General features: G+C 71.6%; 15 protein-coding genes. 4 read left to right on the top strand and 11 right to left on the bottom strand.

What is annotated here, in order from left to right; translation table 11 throughout:
* Position 1: 1 nt before the first annotated feature.
* The gene (locus ABGB12_RS20740) at positions 2–1,621 is read right to left on the bottom strand and encodes an ABC transporter substrate-binding protein (RefSeq protein WP_347680317.1); all 1,620 of its coding nucleotides are present in this window, start codon (positions 1,619–1,621) and stop codon (positions 2–4) included.
* 122 nt (positions 1,622–1,743) lie between these two features.
* On the opposite strand from ABGB12_RS20740, the gene ABGB12_RS20735 reads away from it, so the two are divergent.
* The gene (locus ABGB12_RS20735) at positions 1,744–1,992 is read left to right on the top strand and encodes a glutaredoxin domain-containing protein (protein ID WP_347680315.1); all 249 of its coding nucleotides are present in this window, start codon (positions 1,744–1,746) and stop codon (positions 1,990–1,992) included.
* On the opposite strand, the gene ABGB12_RS20730 is transcribed toward ABGB12_RS20735, so the two are convergent.
* On the bottom strand, positions 1,989–2,591 hold the full coding sequence (locus ABGB12_RS20730; RefSeq protein WP_347680314.1) for a helix-turn-helix domain-containing protein: 603 nt from the start codon (positions 2,589–2,591) through the stop codon (positions 1,989–1,991). The genes ABGB12_RS20735 and ABGB12_RS20730 overlap by 4 nt on opposite strands.
* A gap of 130 nt (positions 2,592–2,721) precedes the next feature.
* Between ABGB12_RS20730 and ABGB12_RS20725 the strand changes: the two genes are divergently transcribed.
* Positions 2,722–3,546, top strand: coding sequence for an IclR family transcriptional regulator (locus ABGB12_RS20725; RefSeq protein WP_347680312.1), 825 nt, complete (start codon positions 2,722–2,724; stop codon positions 3,544–3,546).
* 52 nt (positions 3,547–3,598) lie between these two features.
* On the opposite strand, the gene ABGB12_RS20720 is transcribed toward ABGB12_RS20725, so the two are convergent.
* The 8 genes from ABGB12_RS20720 to ABGB12_RS20685 all read right to left on the bottom strand — a co-directional run bounded on the left by ABGB12_RS20720 (position 3,599) and on the right by ABGB12_RS20685 (position 10,932).
* A complete protein-coding gene (locus ABGB12_RS20720; protein WP_347680310.1) occupies positions 3,599–3,994 on the bottom strand; it encodes a hypothetical protein in 396 nt (131 codons plus the stop codon).
* Between the two features lies 1 nt (position 3,995).
* The gene (locus tag ABGB12_RS20715) at positions 3,996–5,585 is read right to left on the bottom strand and encodes a long-chain fatty acid--CoA ligase (RefSeq protein WP_347680308.1); all 1,590 of its coding nucleotides are present in this window, start codon (positions 5,583–5,585) and stop codon (positions 3,996–3,998) included.
* A gap of 11 nt (positions 5,586–5,596) precedes the next feature.
* Positions 5,597–6,430 carry an SDR family NAD(P)-dependent oxidoreductase gene (locus tag ABGB12_RS20710; RefSeq protein ID WP_347680306.1) on the bottom strand — a complete coding sequence of 278 codons (834 nt, stop codon included), beginning with the start codon at positions 6,428–6,430 and terminating at the stop codon, positions 5,597–5,599.
* The gene (locus ABGB12_RS20705) at positions 6,427–7,290 is read right to left on the bottom strand and encodes an alpha/beta fold hydrolase (protein WP_347680304.1); all 864 of its coding nucleotides are present in this window, start codon (positions 7,288–7,290) and stop codon (positions 6,427–6,429) included. Before ABGB12_RS20705 ends, ABGB12_RS20710 begins: the two co-directional genes overlap by 4 nt.
* Positions 7,291–7,354: 64 nt before the next feature.
* Positions 7,355–7,945: a 3-phenylpropionate/cinnamic acid dioxygenase subunit beta gene (locus ABGB12_RS20700; protein ID WP_347680666.1), complete on the bottom strand. Its 591-nt coding sequence runs from the start codon at positions 7,943–7,945 to the stop codon at positions 7,355–7,357.
* Positions 7,946–8,033: 88 nt separating this feature from the next.
* Complete coding sequence (locus ABGB12_RS20695; RefSeq protein ID WP_347680302.1) at positions 8,034–9,257, bottom strand: FAD-dependent oxidoreductase; 1,224 nt, start codon at positions 9,255–9,257, stop codon at positions 8,034–8,036.
* Positions 9,258–9,259: 2 nt separating this feature from the next.
* Entirely contained in the window at positions 9,260–9,595 is a 336-nt protein-coding gene (locus tag ABGB12_RS20690; RefSeq protein ID WP_347680300.1) for a non-heme iron oxygenase ferredoxin subunit, read from the bottom strand.
* A complete protein-coding gene (locus ABGB12_RS20685; RefSeq protein WP_347680298.1) occupies positions 9,592–10,932 on the bottom strand; it encodes an SRPBCC family protein in 1,341 nt (446 codons plus the stop codon). The genes ABGB12_RS20690 and ABGB12_RS20685 overlap by 4 nt, the downstream gene beginning before the upstream one ends.
* A 101-nt stretch (positions 10,933–11,033) precedes the next feature.
* Here ABGB12_RS20685 and ABGB12_RS20680 point away from each other — a divergent pair, with 101 nt between their 5' ends.
* Together ABGB12_RS20680 and ABGB12_RS20675 are read left to right on the top strand one after the other, a co-directional pair.
* Complete coding sequence (locus ABGB12_RS20680; RefSeq protein ID WP_347680296.1) at positions 11,034–12,017, top strand: zinc-binding dehydrogenase; 984 nt, start codon at positions 11,034–11,036, stop codon at positions 12,015–12,017.
* Positions 12,018–12,025: 8 nt separating this feature from the next.
* Complete coding sequence (locus ABGB12_RS20675) at positions 12,026–12,964, top strand: 3-carboxyethylcatechol 2,3-dioxygenase (RefSeq protein WP_347680294.1); 939 nt, start codon at positions 12,026–12,028, stop codon at positions 12,962–12,964.
* A gap of 68 nt (positions 12,965–13,032) precedes the next feature.
* Here ABGB12_RS20675 and ABGB12_RS20670 read toward each other — a convergent pair whose 3' ends face one another.
* On the bottom strand, positions 13,033–14,247 hold the full coding sequence (locus ABGB12_RS20670; RefSeq protein WP_347680292.1) for an ABC transporter substrate-binding protein: 1,215 nt from the start codon (positions 14,245–14,247) through the stop codon (positions 13,033–13,035).
* Positions 14,248–14,265: the final 18 nt, after the last annotated feature.

Here is a 14,265-nt window from a genome sequence, read left to right as displayed (position 1 = left end):
GTCACTTCGGCGCGATCCGGGTGGCCCAGGGCGCGATGAAGAAGTACGGCCCGTACCCCTCGGCGGTGACCTTGGGTCCGAACGCCGTCGCGGACTCGCCCCACCACAGCGGCTGGTAGGGGGCGTCGGCGGCGGAGACGGTGAGGGCCTCCCCGATCAGCTTGGCGCGGGCGGCGCCGTCCGTCGTGGTCTTGGCCTTGTCGAGCGGCCCGGTGACCTTCGCCTCGGTGTAGGAGGCGATGTTGGTGCCGCCCTTGCCGGCGTTCGCGCCGTTCAGCAGCATCTGGGTGAACTCGGCGGGGTCGCCGGTGGTCGCGAAGTACCAGCCGAACGCGATCCCGGCCTTCCGCTCGCCGAGCTCGGCGATCCAGGCCTCCAGCGTGACCTCCTTGACCTCCAGCTCGATCCCGAGCTGCTTGAGGTTCTCGGCGAGGGTCAGCGCGGCCTTGCCGAGCTGCGGCCCGCTGTTCGGGTAGTGCAGTTCGGTCTTGAAGCCCTTCGGCACCGACGACTGCGCCAGCTCCGCCTTGGCCTTCGCCAGGTCGAACTCGTACTGCGGGATCGCGGCGTACATGGCCTGGACCTCGGACGCCGGGAGGCCGGCCCACTGGGAGGGCGAGGGGATCGTGGTGGCGACCTCGGCGTGCCCGCCGAGGACGGTCCTGACGATGCCGGCCCGGTCGATCGCGTGCGCGAACGCCTTGCGCACGTGGACGTCGTCGAAGGGCTTCACCGCGGTGTTGAAGGCGAGGGCGACCAGGGACCGGTCGGTGGCCGTCTCGACCTTCACCCCGGACACCTTCCGCCACTGGTCGAGCTGCTCCAGCGGGACGTTCAGCGCGACGTCGGCCTCGCCCTGCCGCATCGCGAGCAGCCGGGTGGAGTCCTCGGCGATGAACTCGAACCGGATCTTCGCGATCGCGGCCTTCCCGCCCCACCAGGCGTCGTTGCGCTCCAGCGTGACGTGCGAGTCGGGCGCGAACTCCGTGACCTTGTAGGGCCCGGTGCCGAGGATCTTGGTCTCCGGCGTGCCGATCTTCTCGCCGTTCTTCAGGAACGCCGCGCTGGTGACGAGCAGGCTGCCGGGCGAGACCGTCCACTCGAAGGAGCTGTCGGTCTGCTTGAGCTCGATCGTCACCTCGTGCTCGCTGGTCGCCTTGATCGATTCGACGCCCGCGTAGGCGTAGGCGAAGGCCGAGGTGGAACCGCTCTTGGCGTTGTACTCCAGGCTCGCCACGATGTCGGCGGCGGTCACGGGCGTCCCGTCGGAGAACTTCACGTCCTTCCGGAGCCGGTAGACGAAGGTCTTGGCGTCGTCGCTCTTCCAGGACTCCGCCAGCGCCGGCACCAGCTTGCCGTTCGCGTCGACCCCGACGAGGGCCTCCTGGCACAGCAGCGCCACGACGTAGTTCATGATCCCGGCTTCTTTGCTCGCGTCCAGCGAGCTGAGCGACCCGGGCAGCGCGACCTTCAGTTCCTTCAGCTCGCCGCCGTTCCCCCCGGCGGGCCCGGACGCGGGCGCCCCGCACGCCGCGAGCACCCCCGGCACGCTCGCAAGCCCTCCGAAGAGGGCTACAGACTGCAGGAACGAGCGGCGTGACACCTGCCGGTGAGCGTCCATGGGGGCCTTCCTTATTGCAAGACTATGGCGTTCACCTGCGGCGTCTACCATAACTACCCGAATGGCCAGAAAGAGTATTCACCGCTTAGGGTGCGGTCAAGGAAGTCCTGGAAGGAGGCGGTGTGATAACCGTCTACAGCGCCCCTTGGTGCGGCCACTGCCACCGTCTGAAGAGCCAGTTGGACCGCGCCGGAATCCCCTACACCGAGGTCGACGTCGACCAGGAGCCGGACGCCACCACCCTGATCGCCGGCTTCAACGGCGGCGACTGGCTCATTCCCACCGTCGTCTTCCCCGACGGCACCGCCCTGGTGAATCCCGGCGTCGCCGACGTCCGGCGGCGGCTCACTCCTCCGGAGGCTCCCGCCTAGGGGTGGGCGGGCCCCCCGCCGCGGGTCACCCGGGGCCCGAACTGGCGGATCTGCGGAATGGTGGTGACCATGTGCGCCACCACGCGTTCGCTGAGGCACACGTGGCGGTGCGGGCTGTCGCCGGGGAACCTCGCGAAGTCGCCCGCGCTCAGCTCCACCGGCTCGCTGAGCGGGCCGGTCCTCAGCCTGCCGGTGATGACGTAGAGGTGATGCAGGGTGCCCGAGGGATGGGCGTCGATCACCTCGGGCACGGCCTTGCCCCGCTCCAGGCGCAGCACCAGGGTGCGCACGTAGCCCGAACCGTAGACCTCGTCCAGGAGCCGCTGCGACCAGCCTCCGGAGTCCTCCCATGCGCCTTCGGCCTGCCGCTGCACGAACACGGGGGTGCCCCATTCGGTGAGCAGCCGCCGCACCGAGACGTCGAGCGCGGCGCCGAGCTGGGTCAGGGTGTCGACCGTCGGGTTGCCGATGCCCTGCTCGATCTTCGACAGGGTCTGCTTGGACAGTCCCGAGCGCCGGGCGAGCTCGCCCAGCGACAGGCCCCGCTCCTGCCTGAACCTTCTGACATTGCGGGCCACCAGCAGATTGTTCTCCGACACCCTGTGCTCCGTCATTTTTAATAGACACTTCGTCACTCTTGACTACCGGGCGACTTCTTCGCATCATCGTCACAAAGAAGTGCCAACTCGGCACACTTTAGTTGACACTGATGCTCTGAGGTGCCTGCGCATGTCCTCATCTCCCGCCGCCCTGGCCGAACCGCCGGTCCGTGACGACCGAGCCGCCATCGACAAGGCCATCAGCCTGCTCCTGTGCTTCGGCGACCAGGCCAGCTCGGGCCTGGGGGTCAGCGAACTGGCCCGCCGCTCCGGCCTGAGCAAGTCGACCGCCTTCCGGGTCCTGGGCATGCTGGAGCGCAACCAGGTGGTGGAGCGGGTGGGGAAGGACTACCGGCTGGGCACCCGCCTGCACGAACTGGGCCGCAGCGTCTACGCGCCGGGGCACGCGCAGATCCGGGACCTGCTGATCCCCTACCTCACCGATCTGTACGAGCTCACGCGCGAGACCGTGCACCTGGCCACGCTGCACGGCACCGAAGTCGTCTACCTCGCCAAGCTGTACGGGCACCGCCAGGCTCCGGCCCCGTCCCGGATCGGCGGGCGCATGCCCGCGCACTGCACGGCGGTGGGCAAGGTCCTGCTCGCCTACGACCCCGACGCCGCCGCCGCGGCCCTGTCCGAGCCGCTGGGCCGGTACACGCCCCGGACCATCGCCGACGCCGCCGGGCTGGCCGCCGAACTCGACCGGATCCGCCGCGAGGGCGTGGCGTTCGACGACGAGGAGTCCCGGCAGGGGCTGAGCTGCGTCGCGGTGCCCGTGATGGGGCCCGGCGCAAGACCCATGGCCGCCCTGTCGGTCGCCGGCGTGACCGGTCGCATCGACACCCGGCGGCACGCCGTGGGCCTGCGCCGCGTCAGCGCCGCCGCGGCCCGGGCGCTGACCCGCTCGGCGAGGTCGCGGGCGACGCGCGCGGTGCCGCCGACCGAGCTGTGAGATCACGGGAAGGGGCGCCCGCCCCCTGGACGGGCGCCCCTCCCCTGGACGGTCAGGTTCCGGGTACCCGGTCCAGGTCCATGTCCACCCGCGTGACCCACGCGGGCTCGGCCACCAGCAGGTTCAGCTCCCGACCGCCGGGCAGTTCGACCTCCACCACCGGGCGGAAGCCCGCGGCCCGCGCCGCGGCGGCCCGTACCGGATCGTCCGCGGCGGCGGCGTACACCACCCGCTTGCAGCGCGGATCCGCCGCCTGGACCTCCCGCACCACGGCGATGAGGGCCTCGGTGAGCGACTCGGGCCGCTGTGCCCCGGTGATCCTGACCTCGAGGTCGTGGGCGCCCGCCGGATAGGCGCGGCCCAGCCGTCCGGCCGCGGGGCGCTCCAGCTCCACGGTGACCCTCACGCCGTCACGCAGGTTCAGAGAGGACGTCGACACGGCCGCCATGTCAGGAACGTCCTTCGGCCAGCCGACGGATGGCGATCTTGTCGAGCTTGCCCGAGGCGTTGCGCGGAACCGCGGCGACCACCCTCAGCCGCCGGGGCAGCTTGTAGCCCGCCAGACCGGCCGCGGCGTGCTCCCGCAGCCCCTCCAGGGTCAGTTCCGCCCCTTCCGCCAGTGACACCACCGCGACGACCGTCTCGCCCCACTCCTCGTCGGGGACGCCGACCACGGCCACGTCGGCGACACCCGGCAGGTCGGCGAGGGCCTGCTCGACCTCGGCCGGGTAGACGTTCTCCCCACCACTGATGATCATGTCCTTGAGCCGGTCCACGATGTACAGGCAGCCGTCGGCGTCGAGATGGCCGATGTCGCCCGAGTGGAACCAGCCCTCCTCGTCGAACGCCGCGGCGGTCGCCTCGGGGTCCTCCCAGTAGCCCGGGGTGACGTTCGGGCCGCGCACCACGATCTCGCCGCGGATCCCCGGGCCGACCGGGGTGTTCGTCCTGGCGTCCACGACGCGCACCTGGGTGTGGGGCATGGGGATGCCCGCCGAGCCGAGTTTGTCGAGCGTGCGCTCCACGGGCAGATGGGTGGCGAAGGGCGCGGTCTCGGTCAGACCCCATGCCTGCTGCAGCCAAACGCCGTGCTCGGCGTACCTCCGGATCAGGCTGGGCGGCACCGGCGCCCCCGCCACGACGATCGAGCGCACATGGGACAGGTCCGTCTCGAAGGCTCCGGGCACCCGGCTGAGGGCGTTGAGCATGGCGGGCACCGCGAAGGTCGAGTTCACCCGGTGCTCGACGAGATCGTCCAGGAACTGCTGCGGGTCGAAGGACCGGCGCAGCACCACGGTGCCGCCGCGCACGAGCGTGCGCAGCAGGAAGCTGTTGAGCGCGCCGATGTGGAAGATCGGGGCTGCGGCGTAGGTGACGTCACCGCGACGGGTGTCCAGCCGCGAGTCGACGTTGACCGAGTTCCACCACAGGTTGCCGTAGGTGAGGATCACTCCCTTGGGCCGGCCCGTGGTGCCGGAGGTGAACATGAGGATCGCCGGGTCGTCGAAGCCGCGGCTCACGGACGTCTCCGCCGGGGACGCCTGCGCCAGCGGGCCGGACCACGCCTCCCAGCCCGCCGGTGCCGGCGACGGAGCGGGAGCCGCCGGGTCGTCGTCGACGAGCAGGAGGCGCTTCAGCGGGGTCTCCTCGCGCACCCCGTCCACCAGGGGGCGGTGGCCCTCCTCGCAGACGATCGTCGCCGCGCCGCTCCGGTCGAGCACGCCGCGCAGCTCCGGCCCCGCCAGCCGGAAGTTCACCGGCACGAAGACCGCCCCGATCCGGAACGCGGCGAGCATGGTGATCAGGAAGGAGGGGCTGTTGAGCCCCAGGTAGGCGACCCGGTCCCCCGGGACGACGCCTCCTTCGGCCAGGACGGAGGCGAGCCGGGCCGCCCGGTCGTCGAGCCGCGCGTAGGTGAGGTCGCCGCCCGCGTACCGGACCACGACCTGCTCGGGCTGGTACAGCGCGTTGCCGTGGACCGCGGTGGCCGGGTTGACGTCGGGGGCGCTCCAGGAGCCGGCAGAGTGGGGGGTGGTCATCTCACTCCTTGTCAGAGGTGGTCTCCGCCTGCGGCGGTGGTGAAGCCGCGCACGCCGACGCCGCCGTCGACGCAGACCGCCTGGCCGGTGATCGGCCCGCTCTGCTCGCGGGAGGCCAGCAGCACATAGGCGCCGGTGAAGTCACGAGGGTCGGTACTGGAGTCGTGCAACGGTAGAGGAGGCGGCGGAGTGCCCGGTCCCCTCTTGGCGAACGACCCGGCGATCGACCGGTCCCCCATGCCCAGCGACGCGGGCCCGCGCAGGTCGGTGTTCATGCCTCCGCAGGCCACTCCGTTGACCCGGACCTTGGGGGCCAGCTCGTAGGCGAGCTCGCGCATCAGACCGAGGCAGGCGTGCTTGCTCGCGGTGTAGACGGGGCCGCCGCCGTTGACGTGGAAGGAGGCGTTCGACAACGTCATGATGATGCTGCCCCGCGTCTCGACCAGCTCTCGCCAGGCCGCCTCGGCCGCCAGCAGGTAGCCCTTGACGTTGACGGCGAACAACTCGTCGAACAGGGCGCCGAGCTCGTCGGCGTTCAGCCGGGTGAGCTGGCGCTGGAAGTCCCACACCCCGGCGTTGGCCACCAGCGTGTCCAGCTTCCCGAAGCGCTCCACGGTCTCGGAGACCGCCCTGTGGAGTTGCCCGGAGTCCCGGACGTCGGCCTGCACCGCGTGCATCCTCGCCGGATCCGGCGACGACTCCACGGCTTCCTTCAGCTGGGCCTGGTCCAGGCCGAGGATGGTCACCGACGCGCCCTCGGTGACGTACCTGTCGGCGACGGCCCGGCCGATACCGGAGCCTCCGCCGGTGATCAAAGCGACGTGTCCGTCGAGCCAGCCGGTCATGACAGGTCTCCCAGGAAACCCGCGACCAGGCGCTCGAAGTCCCGCTGCCGCTCCAGCTGCACCCAGTGCCCGCAGTCGCCGAACACGTGCAGCTGCACGTCGCGGATCTGCTTCAGCATGATCTGCGCACCGTCCAGGGTGATGGTGCGGTCGTCGCGCCCCCACAGCAGCAGGGTCGGCGACTTGATCTCGTGCAGGTCGCGCCACAGCGGATCCATGCCGTGCCGCTTGGCGAACGCCGCGTTGTAGCGGTGGTAGAAGGCGATGTGGCTCTCGTCCAGCGACGCCTCGTACCGGGCCTTGACCACGTCCTCCCCGAACTGCTTGTGGTCGAAGACCATGGCCCGGATGAAGCCGGCCATCTTCTTCTCCGAGGGGCCGCCCGCGTTGTAGTAGCGGAACATCTCCTTCTGCCCCTCGGTCGGGGTCGGGCCGAACGGCAGCCAGCCGCCGCCCGGCGCCATGAGCACCAGGCCCGCCACCCGCTCGGGCCTGCTCTGGGCCATCGCGATCGCGGCGGCGCCGCCCAGGCTGTTGCCCAGCAGGTGGAACCGGTCGATCCCCAGGGCGTCCAGGGCCTGGAACAGCGCGTCCACGGTGATCTCGGTGATCGACCGCGCCTCCAGGTCGGCCTCGGTGGGCCGGTAGCTGCCCCCGAACCCGGGCTGGTCGGGCAGGACGACGCGGAAGCGTTCGGACAGGGCGGGCAGGTTCTGGTGGTAGTTGCTCACCCCTGAGGCGCCCGGCCCGCCGCCGTGCAACATCACCAGGACCGGTCCCTCGCCGATCTCGGCGACGGCGATCTCACCGAGCGAGGTCATCACCTGGTGCTGCTTGGGCTGAAGGTCGGTCACGGTCATGTCGGATCCCTCGGTGTCGGCTCGGCGGTGGTCTGCGGAAGGGTTCGGGGAAGGCCCGGCGGGTTCAGAAGAAGGTCGAGATGTTCTTGGCCAGCAGGACGTTCTGGTCGAGCAGGATCGTCCGGCGGGCGACCAGGAACCGGTCGCCGGAGCGGCGCAGCAGGTCGGTGCGGCTGCCCGCGAAGACGTTCTCCTCGCGCTCCAGGCGGTTGCGGTAGACCAGGAAGACCGACTTCACCAGCAGGTCGTCCTCGGTGAAGCCCTGGTGCTCGGCGGGGTCGGCGTACCGGACCACCACGTTGCCCACCAGGTGCCGGGTGCGCGAGGGCGGGTCCTCCGACCAGGCCATGCCCGAGTCGAACCGGCGGATCCGCCAGGCCAGGCTCTCCCTGGTCTCGTCGTAGTAGGCGGCCTCCCCGCGCGCCGCGACCGACAGCGCCTGCTGGCGGCGCAGCCGGTTGGTGCGGGTCGGCATCCAGTAGTCCAGGTCGTCGTCCAGCAGGTCGAGCCAGTCGGCGTAGCGGCCCTCGTCCAGCAGCTCGGCCTCGTGGTAGTAGAACTGCTCGACCTGGAAGTGCAGCTCATGGTCGGCGAGCCGGCCGGCCCGTGCCGGCGGGGGCACGATCCGGGACGCGGTGCTCGCGGATTCGGTCATGGTGCTCACGGGGTCATTCGATCCCTTCTGCGGGAGAGCGGAAACGGGGTGTGCCGAGGAACGGAACACCGGGGAAGGCCGGGTGGCGTCAGCCGCGCAGCATCCTGCGCAGGTCCGCCGAGGGGTCGGCGAGGCGGCCGGGATCGACCGTGGTCGCGCGGTCGATCATGCGGCGCGCGGCCCGTACCGAGGTGGGGTCGTCCACGGCCACCGCGCCCACGACGATGTGGCCGCGCAGCCCGAAGGCCGCGAACGGAGGGACGCCCAGAACACCCCGGACGACGAGGGTCTCGGCCGCGGCCGGCTCCCCCACCGCCTCGACGTGCAGCCCGTGCCGGTCGGTCCAGAACCAGGACGCCGTCGGCGCCGGGGCCGGCGTCCCGAGGACGGTGGCGGCGGCGCGCCGCCCGTCGAGCTGCGCCGCCTCCCAGTGCTCCGCGCGGGGCAGCAGCACGCCGTCGCAGCGCCGCCGGACCGGGTCGCCGACCGCCAGGACGGCGGGGTTGGAAGTGCTCTGGCCCTCGTCGACGACGATGCCGCCGTAGACCTCCAGCCCGGCCGCCCGGGCGAGCGCGGTCTGCGGGACCATGCCGACTCCCAGCACCGCCGCGTCGAAGACCCGGGGATGCTCCTCACCCGACAGGCGGGCCTGGAGGCCGGACGCCGTGGCGGTGAAGGACTCCACCCCGGCCCGCACTGTCGTGACGCCGCGCTCGGCGTGGACGCCGTGCAGCCACGCCGCGACCTGCTCGCCGACCGCCCCGGCCAGGGGCGGGGCGGCGGGGTCGGCGAGCACCACCTCGCAGCCCAGAGCGCGGGCGGTCGAGGCGACCTCCGCGCCGATCAGCCCCGCGCCGACCACCAGGATCCGGGCCCCGGGGAGCAGGGCGGAACGCAGCCGTTCGGCGTCCTCCGCCGTGCGCAGTACGTGCACCCGGGGATCGTCGCCGCCGGGGATCGGGGGCCGGGCCGCCTCACCGCCGACGGCCAGGACCACCCGGTCCGCCGGGAGGAATGTCCCGTCGGCCAGTTCCACCCCGGCCCGGTCGGCGCGCAGCGCGGTGACGGTGGCCGGGTTGACCAGGCGCACCTTCTGCTCGTCGTACCATTCCGGCCGCTGCAGCGCGAGCTGCTCGAAGTCCTTGGCCCCGGCCAGGAATTCCTTGGACAGCGGCGGCCGGTCGTAGGGGAACTCGCCGGCGTCCACCAGGGTGAGTTCGCCGTCGTAGCCTCCGGCGCGCAGCGCGGCGGCCGTGCTCACCCCGCCGACGCCGCCGCCGACGATCACTATCCGTTCGACATGGGCGGCCATGGTCAGGGAGCCTCGCCGGGGAACAGGTAGATCTCGCCGTCGCGGACCTCGACCCGGTGGGGCCGTGCGTCCCGGGTGGCGGGCAGGCTCTGGGCGGCGCCGTCCTTGAGGCAGAACTTCGCGGAGTGCAGCGGGCACTCCACGCACCCGTCCTCCACCCACCCGTCGGCCAGGGAGGCGTCCTCGTGGGTGCAGGTGTCGTCCAGCGCCCACACGCCGCCGTCGGTGTCGCGCAGCAGCGCGATGTGGTCCTCGGTGCCGGTGACCGACTTGTCGATCACGATGCCCTCGCCCTCGGGGACGTCGTCCAGGGCGGCGACCCGGATGCCCGTGCTCATCGCCCTCCCTCCTCGTGCCAGGCCGGGGTGTTCATCAGCTCGCGCCAGCGGGCGTAGAAGGAGCGCCCGGCCGCGTCGCTGTACAGCTCGCTGGTGGTGCCGGGGTGGCGTCCGTCCTCGCGCTCGCCGCCCAGGCCCATCTGGTAGTTCAGGGCGACCTTGTTGGTGATGAAGCCGTGCGCGATGGCCTGGACGTCGCTCCAGTTCTCGCCGTCGTCCTGCTCGAAGATGCCGCTGGGCCCGAACGTGCGCAGGTTGTACAGGCGCTGGGCCTCGCGGACCTCCTCCGGCATGGATTTGTCGACGATGGTCCAGGCCCAGACCTCCATCTTGTCCGGCCCCTTGGGGTGCCAGACGCGGATGGAGCCGTTGACCGGCAGGTAGGAGAAGTTCGGGAACACCGTGGCGTGGCCGTTGGTGAGCGGGCCCTCCACCCGGGCCTCACCGAGCCGCTCGCGCAGGGCGTCGTAGTCCGTCCACTCGTGGACGGTCTGGGCGTCGAAGCGGTTCTTGGGGTGGACGGGGAAGCCGGCGCCGTGCCCGTTGGGGCTCGCGTACTGGCGGCCGGTCCGGTGCACGATCTCGTGCTTGGGCTTCTGTCCGGGAGCCATGATCATGAGCGCCGACGCGTGGCTCATGTTCACGTGGTACCAGTCGGTGGCGAACTGCTCGGCCGCCAGCTTCCAGTTGCCCTCCAGCACCCACTTGTGCACCCCGCCGACCACGACGGTGCCCTCGGGGTCGTGGTCGAGCATCGCGTCCATGTACCAGGCCATGTCGCCCAGGTACTCGCGCAGGGAGACCGGCTCGGGGTTCCAGGTGCCGAAGATCAGCCCGTGGTACTCCTGCACGTGCGGGACCTCGACCAGGCCCCAGTCCCCGGTGTCGAACGACTCGGGATAGCCGTCCTTGTTGGGGACGCTGACGAGCTTGCCCTCCAGGTCGAAGGACCAGCCGTGGTAGGTGCAGGTGAAGTTGCGGGTGCTTCCGGAGTCGGCGCGGCAAACCCGGGCGCCGCGGTGGCGGCAGGAGTTGAGGAAGGCCCGGATCCGGCGGCTCTTGTCCATGGTGACGATCACCGGGTCCTCGCCCATGAAGGTGCTGAAGAAGTCACCGGGCTTGTGGAACTGGTCGGTGTGCGCCAGGAACAGCCAGCTCGGGGCGAAGATCCGACGCATCTCCTGCCGGTAGACCTGCTCGTCGGTGAAGATCGCCCGGTCCAGCAGGCCGCCGTCGGTGTCGACCAGCCCGCTGACGTCGAGGTTCGGGGTCAGCTCGTCCGGACGCCGCAGGGCGCCCCGGGGTGTCGCTGTCGCGGGTTCGGTGGTGGAGCTCATGCACGGCATCGAACCGGCCGCGGGCCCCCGCCTCCAGTCACTGTGCCGCGCTGCGGAACACGGACTGTGACGATCATCCCGGCCCGCGGGACCGTTGCGGCATGCTCGCTGCAACCGCCATCTCCCAGAGCGCCGCCGATCCCCTGTCGGGCCTGGTCCTGCGAGACGCGCCCAAGCCCGAGGCCCGGCCCGGGTGGTCGCTCGTCCGGGTCGTGGCCTCCTCCCTGAACATGCACGACCTGTGGACCCTGCGCGGGGTGGGGCATCCCCCCGAGCGGCTGCCGATCATCCTCGGCTGCGACGCGGCGGGGTACAACGAGAACGGCGACGAGGTGATCGTCCACCCGGTGCTCGGCGACCCCGAGGCCGGCGGGGGCGACGTGACCCTCGACCCGGACCGCGCCCTGCTGTCCGAGCGCCACGACGGCGCCTTCGCCGAGTACCTCGCCGTGCCCACGGGCAACCTCGTGCCCAAGCCGTCCTGGCTGTCCTTCGACGAGGCCGCCTGCCTGCCCGTCGCCTGGGGCACCGCCTACCGGATGCTCTTCACCCAGGCGAGGATCACCGCCGGGGACCGGGTGCTGGTCCAGGGCGCCGGCGGGGGCGTCGCCTCCGCCGCGATCAGGCTCGCCGCCGCCGCGGGCGCCGTCGTCTACGCCACCAGCCGCAGCGAGGACAAGCGCGCCGAGGCCCTCACCTGGGGCGCGCGCGCCGCGCTTCCCACCGGCGGGCGGCTGCCCGAACGCGTCGACGTCGTCATCGAGACCGTCGGCGAGGCCACCTGGGCGCACTCCCTCAAATGCCTGAGGCCGGGCGGGACCGTGGTGATCGCCGGAGCCACCAGCGGGGCCGCCCCGTCCGCCGACCTGAACCGGATCTTCTACCAGCAGCTGCGCGTCATGGGCTCCACCGGCTGCACCCGCTCCGAGCTCGTCGCGCTGCTCCGGATGATGGAGGCGACGGGCGTGCGGCCCGTCATCGACCGGACGCTGCCGCTGGAGGAGATCCACAAGGGCTTCCAGCTCATGATCGACGGCTCGCTCACCGGCAAGCTCGTCGTCCACCCGTCCGCCTCCCAGCAGTGAGGACCCTCATGAACGCCGCAGCCGTCGGGCTCTCCCACTCCCCCCTCATCGGCAAGAACGACCCCGCGCCGAAGGTCCTGGCCCGGGTCGACGAGGCCGTCGAGGGCGCCCGCTCCTTCATCGCGGAGTTCGACCCCGAGCTGGTCGTGCTCTTCGCCCCGGACCACTACAACGGCTTCTTCTACCGGGAGATGCCGCCCTTCTGCCTGGCCACCGAGGCCCACTCGGTGGGTGACTTCGGCTCCTCGGCCGGCCCGCTGTCGGTCGACGCCGAGGCCGCCAGGGCGCTGGCCGAAGGCGTCCTGGACCGCGGCGTCGACCTGGCCGTCTCGGCCCGGATGACGGTCGACCACGGCTTCGCCCAGCCGCTGGAGGTGCTGTTCGGCGGTCTCGACCGGGTGCCCGTCGTCCCGGTCTTCGTCAACGGCGTCGCCACCCCGCTCGGCCCGGTCTCCCGAGTCAGGGCCCTGGGCGCCGCCCTCGGCCGGGCCGCCGCCGACCTGGACCGCCGCGTGCTGTTCCTCGGCTCGGGCGGCCTGTCCCACGACCCGCCCGTCCCGGTGCTGGAGGGCGCTCCCCCGCGCGTCGCCGACGCGTTGATCGAGGGCCGCCCGCCCACCCCCGAGCAGCGGGCCAGAGGCGAGGAGCGCGTCATCCAGGCCGGCCGCGACTACGCCGTCGGCGCCTCCCGGATGATCCCGCTCAATCCCGAATGGGACAACCTGCTGCTGGACCACCTGGAACAGGGCGACCTGCCCGCCTTCGACTCCTGGACCGTGCAGTGGATGGGCGAGCAGGGCGGCGGCTCCGCCCACGAGGTCCGCACCTGGATCGCCGCGTTCGCCGCCCTGGACGCCCTCGGCCCCTACGAGATGACCTCGCGCTTCTACGAGCCCGTTCCCGAGTGGATCGCCGGCTTCGCCGTGGCGACCGCCCGGCTGCGCTGACCCTCCGCCGAAAATCCGTCAGGCCCGTCCCACCACGGCGTGGGACGGGCCTGAACCGTTCAGGGGCTTCAGCCGGTGAACGACTTGGCGGGCTCGGAGGCGAACGGGTCCTCCGCGACGACGAGGCCGCCGGGGACCTTGGCGTCGACGCGGTTGATGTAGGAGCTGTTCGAGGGGAACGCGGCGTCGCTGGTGAGGTTCATCGTGGGCATGACGCCGGTCTCGACCGCGGTGAGGGAGCGCATGGCCTCGGTCAGGCCGTCGCGGGTCAGGTCCCCCTTCTCGCACGCGGCGTCCAGGGCCTGGCCCATGACGCTGGCGGTGGCGTAGCCGTAGTTGACGAAGATCGTCGGCTTGCCGTCCGGGTAGGCCTTGCCGTAGTCCTCGGCGATGGTCTTCGCCGTGGTGCTCTCGCCCGCGAAGGGCTCGTACGAGGTGGTCACGTACAGGTGGTCGGCCAGCGTGCCGCCCACCGGCGTGCTGAGCAGCGCGGGGTCGAAACCGGGGCCGTTGGCCAGGATCGGGACCTTCAGCCCCGATCCGCCGGCCAGCCCGGCGATCGAGGCCGTCTGGCGGGGGCCCGCGCTGACCAGGATCGCCTTCGGGTCCCCGCCCGAGCGCAGCTCGTTGAACTGGGCGGTCAGGTCGGTCGCGGACGGGGCGACCTGGACGGCCTTGACGGTGAGGCCGAGCTTCTCGGCCGCGTACCGCGAGCCGCGCAGGGCGTTGGAGCCGTAGTCGCCCTCGAAGTACACGTGGCCGAGGGTGTCGCCCTTCTTGATCAGGCCCTTGTCGAGCAGGTACTGGATCCCGTTGACCATGTCGACGGGGTAGGAGCTGCCGGTGACCACCAGGCCGTCCTTCTTCAGCCAGTCGGTGGACCAGGTGGCCGGGAGCGTGACGGCCTTCGTGCTCGCCAGCTTCGGGGCCAGCGCCGAGACCACCGGCGAGCCGAGCAGCTGCACGAAGCCCAGGACCTCGGGCTCCAGTTCGGAGAACTGCGAGACCGCCGTCTGGACGTTGTAGGTGTGGTCGCGGACCTCCAGTCTCACCTGGCGTCCGCAGATCCCGCCGTTGGCGTTGCGCTGCTTGAAGTACAGCTCGTTGCCCTGCACCAGGGTCTGGCCGAGGGGACCGAACACGTTGGACAGGTCGCTGAGGACGCCGAGCGTGAGGGTGCTGTCGGTGACGCCCTGGCCGGTCTTGACGTCCCCGGGCTCGGAGCCGGGTGCGCGGGTGGAGCAGGCGGTGGCCGTCAGCGCGAGCGCCGTGACCGTGATCAACCCGCGGAGGAGGGGGGA

This window comes from Actinocorallia sp. B10E7, from assembly GCF_039871655.1.
Taxonomy (GTDB): domain Bacteria; phylum Actinomycetota; class Actinomycetes; order Streptosporangiales; family Streptosporangiaceae; genus Actinocorallia.
This window is presented reverse-complemented; position numbering and strand designations above follow the sequence as displayed.

Bases quoted from the DNA above. Each gene is read 5' to 3' on its own strand.
- ABGB12_RS20710 (WP_347680306.1), bottom strand. From the start codon at position 6,430: ATGACCGGCTGGCTCGACGGACACGTCGCTTTGATCACCGGCGGAGGC.
- ABGB12_RS20740 (WP_347680317.1), bottom strand. From the start codon at position 1,621: ATGGACGCTCACCGGCAGGTGTCACGCCGCTCGTTCCTGCAGTCTGTA.
- ABGB12_RS20700 (WP_347680666.1), bottom strand. From the start codon at position 7,945: ATGACCGAATCCGCGAGCACCGCGTCCCGGATCGTGCCCCCGCCGGCA.
- ABGB12_RS20675 (WP_347680294.1), top strand. From the start codon at position 12,026: ATGAACGCCGCAGCCGTCGGGCTCTCCCACTCCCCCCTCATCGGCAAG.
- ABGB12_RS20690 (WP_347680300.1), bottom strand. From the start codon at position 9,595: ATGAGCACGGGCATCCGGGTCGCCGCCCTGGACGACGTCCCCGAGGGC.
- ABGB12_RS20725 (WP_347680312.1), top strand. From the start codon at position 2,722: ATGTCCTCATCTCCCGCCGCCCTGGCCGAACCGCCGGTCCGTGACGAC.
- ABGB12_RS20680 (WP_347680296.1), top strand. From the start codon at position 11,034: ATGCTCGCTGCAACCGCCATCTCCCAGAGCGCCGCCGATCCCCTGTCG.
- ABGB12_RS20705 (WP_347680304.1), bottom strand. From the start codon at position 7,290: ATGACCGTGACCGACCTTCAGCCCAAGCAGCACCAGGTGATGACCTCG.
- ABGB12_RS20695 (WP_347680302.1), bottom strand. From the start codon at position 9,257: ATGGCCGCCCATGTCGAACGGATAGTGATCGTCGGCGGCGGCGTCGGC.
- ABGB12_RS20685 (WP_347680298.1), bottom strand. From the start codon at position 10,932: ATGAGCTCCACCACCGAACCCGCGACAGCGACACCCCGGGGCGCCCTG.
- ABGB12_RS20720 (WP_347680310.1), bottom strand. From the start codon at position 3,994: ATGGCGGCCGTGTCGACGTCCTCTCTGAACCTGCGTGACGGCGTGAGG.
- ABGB12_RS20715 (WP_347680308.1), bottom strand. From the start codon at position 5,585: ATGACCACCCCCCACTCTGCCGGCTCCTGGAGCGCCCCCGACGTCAAC.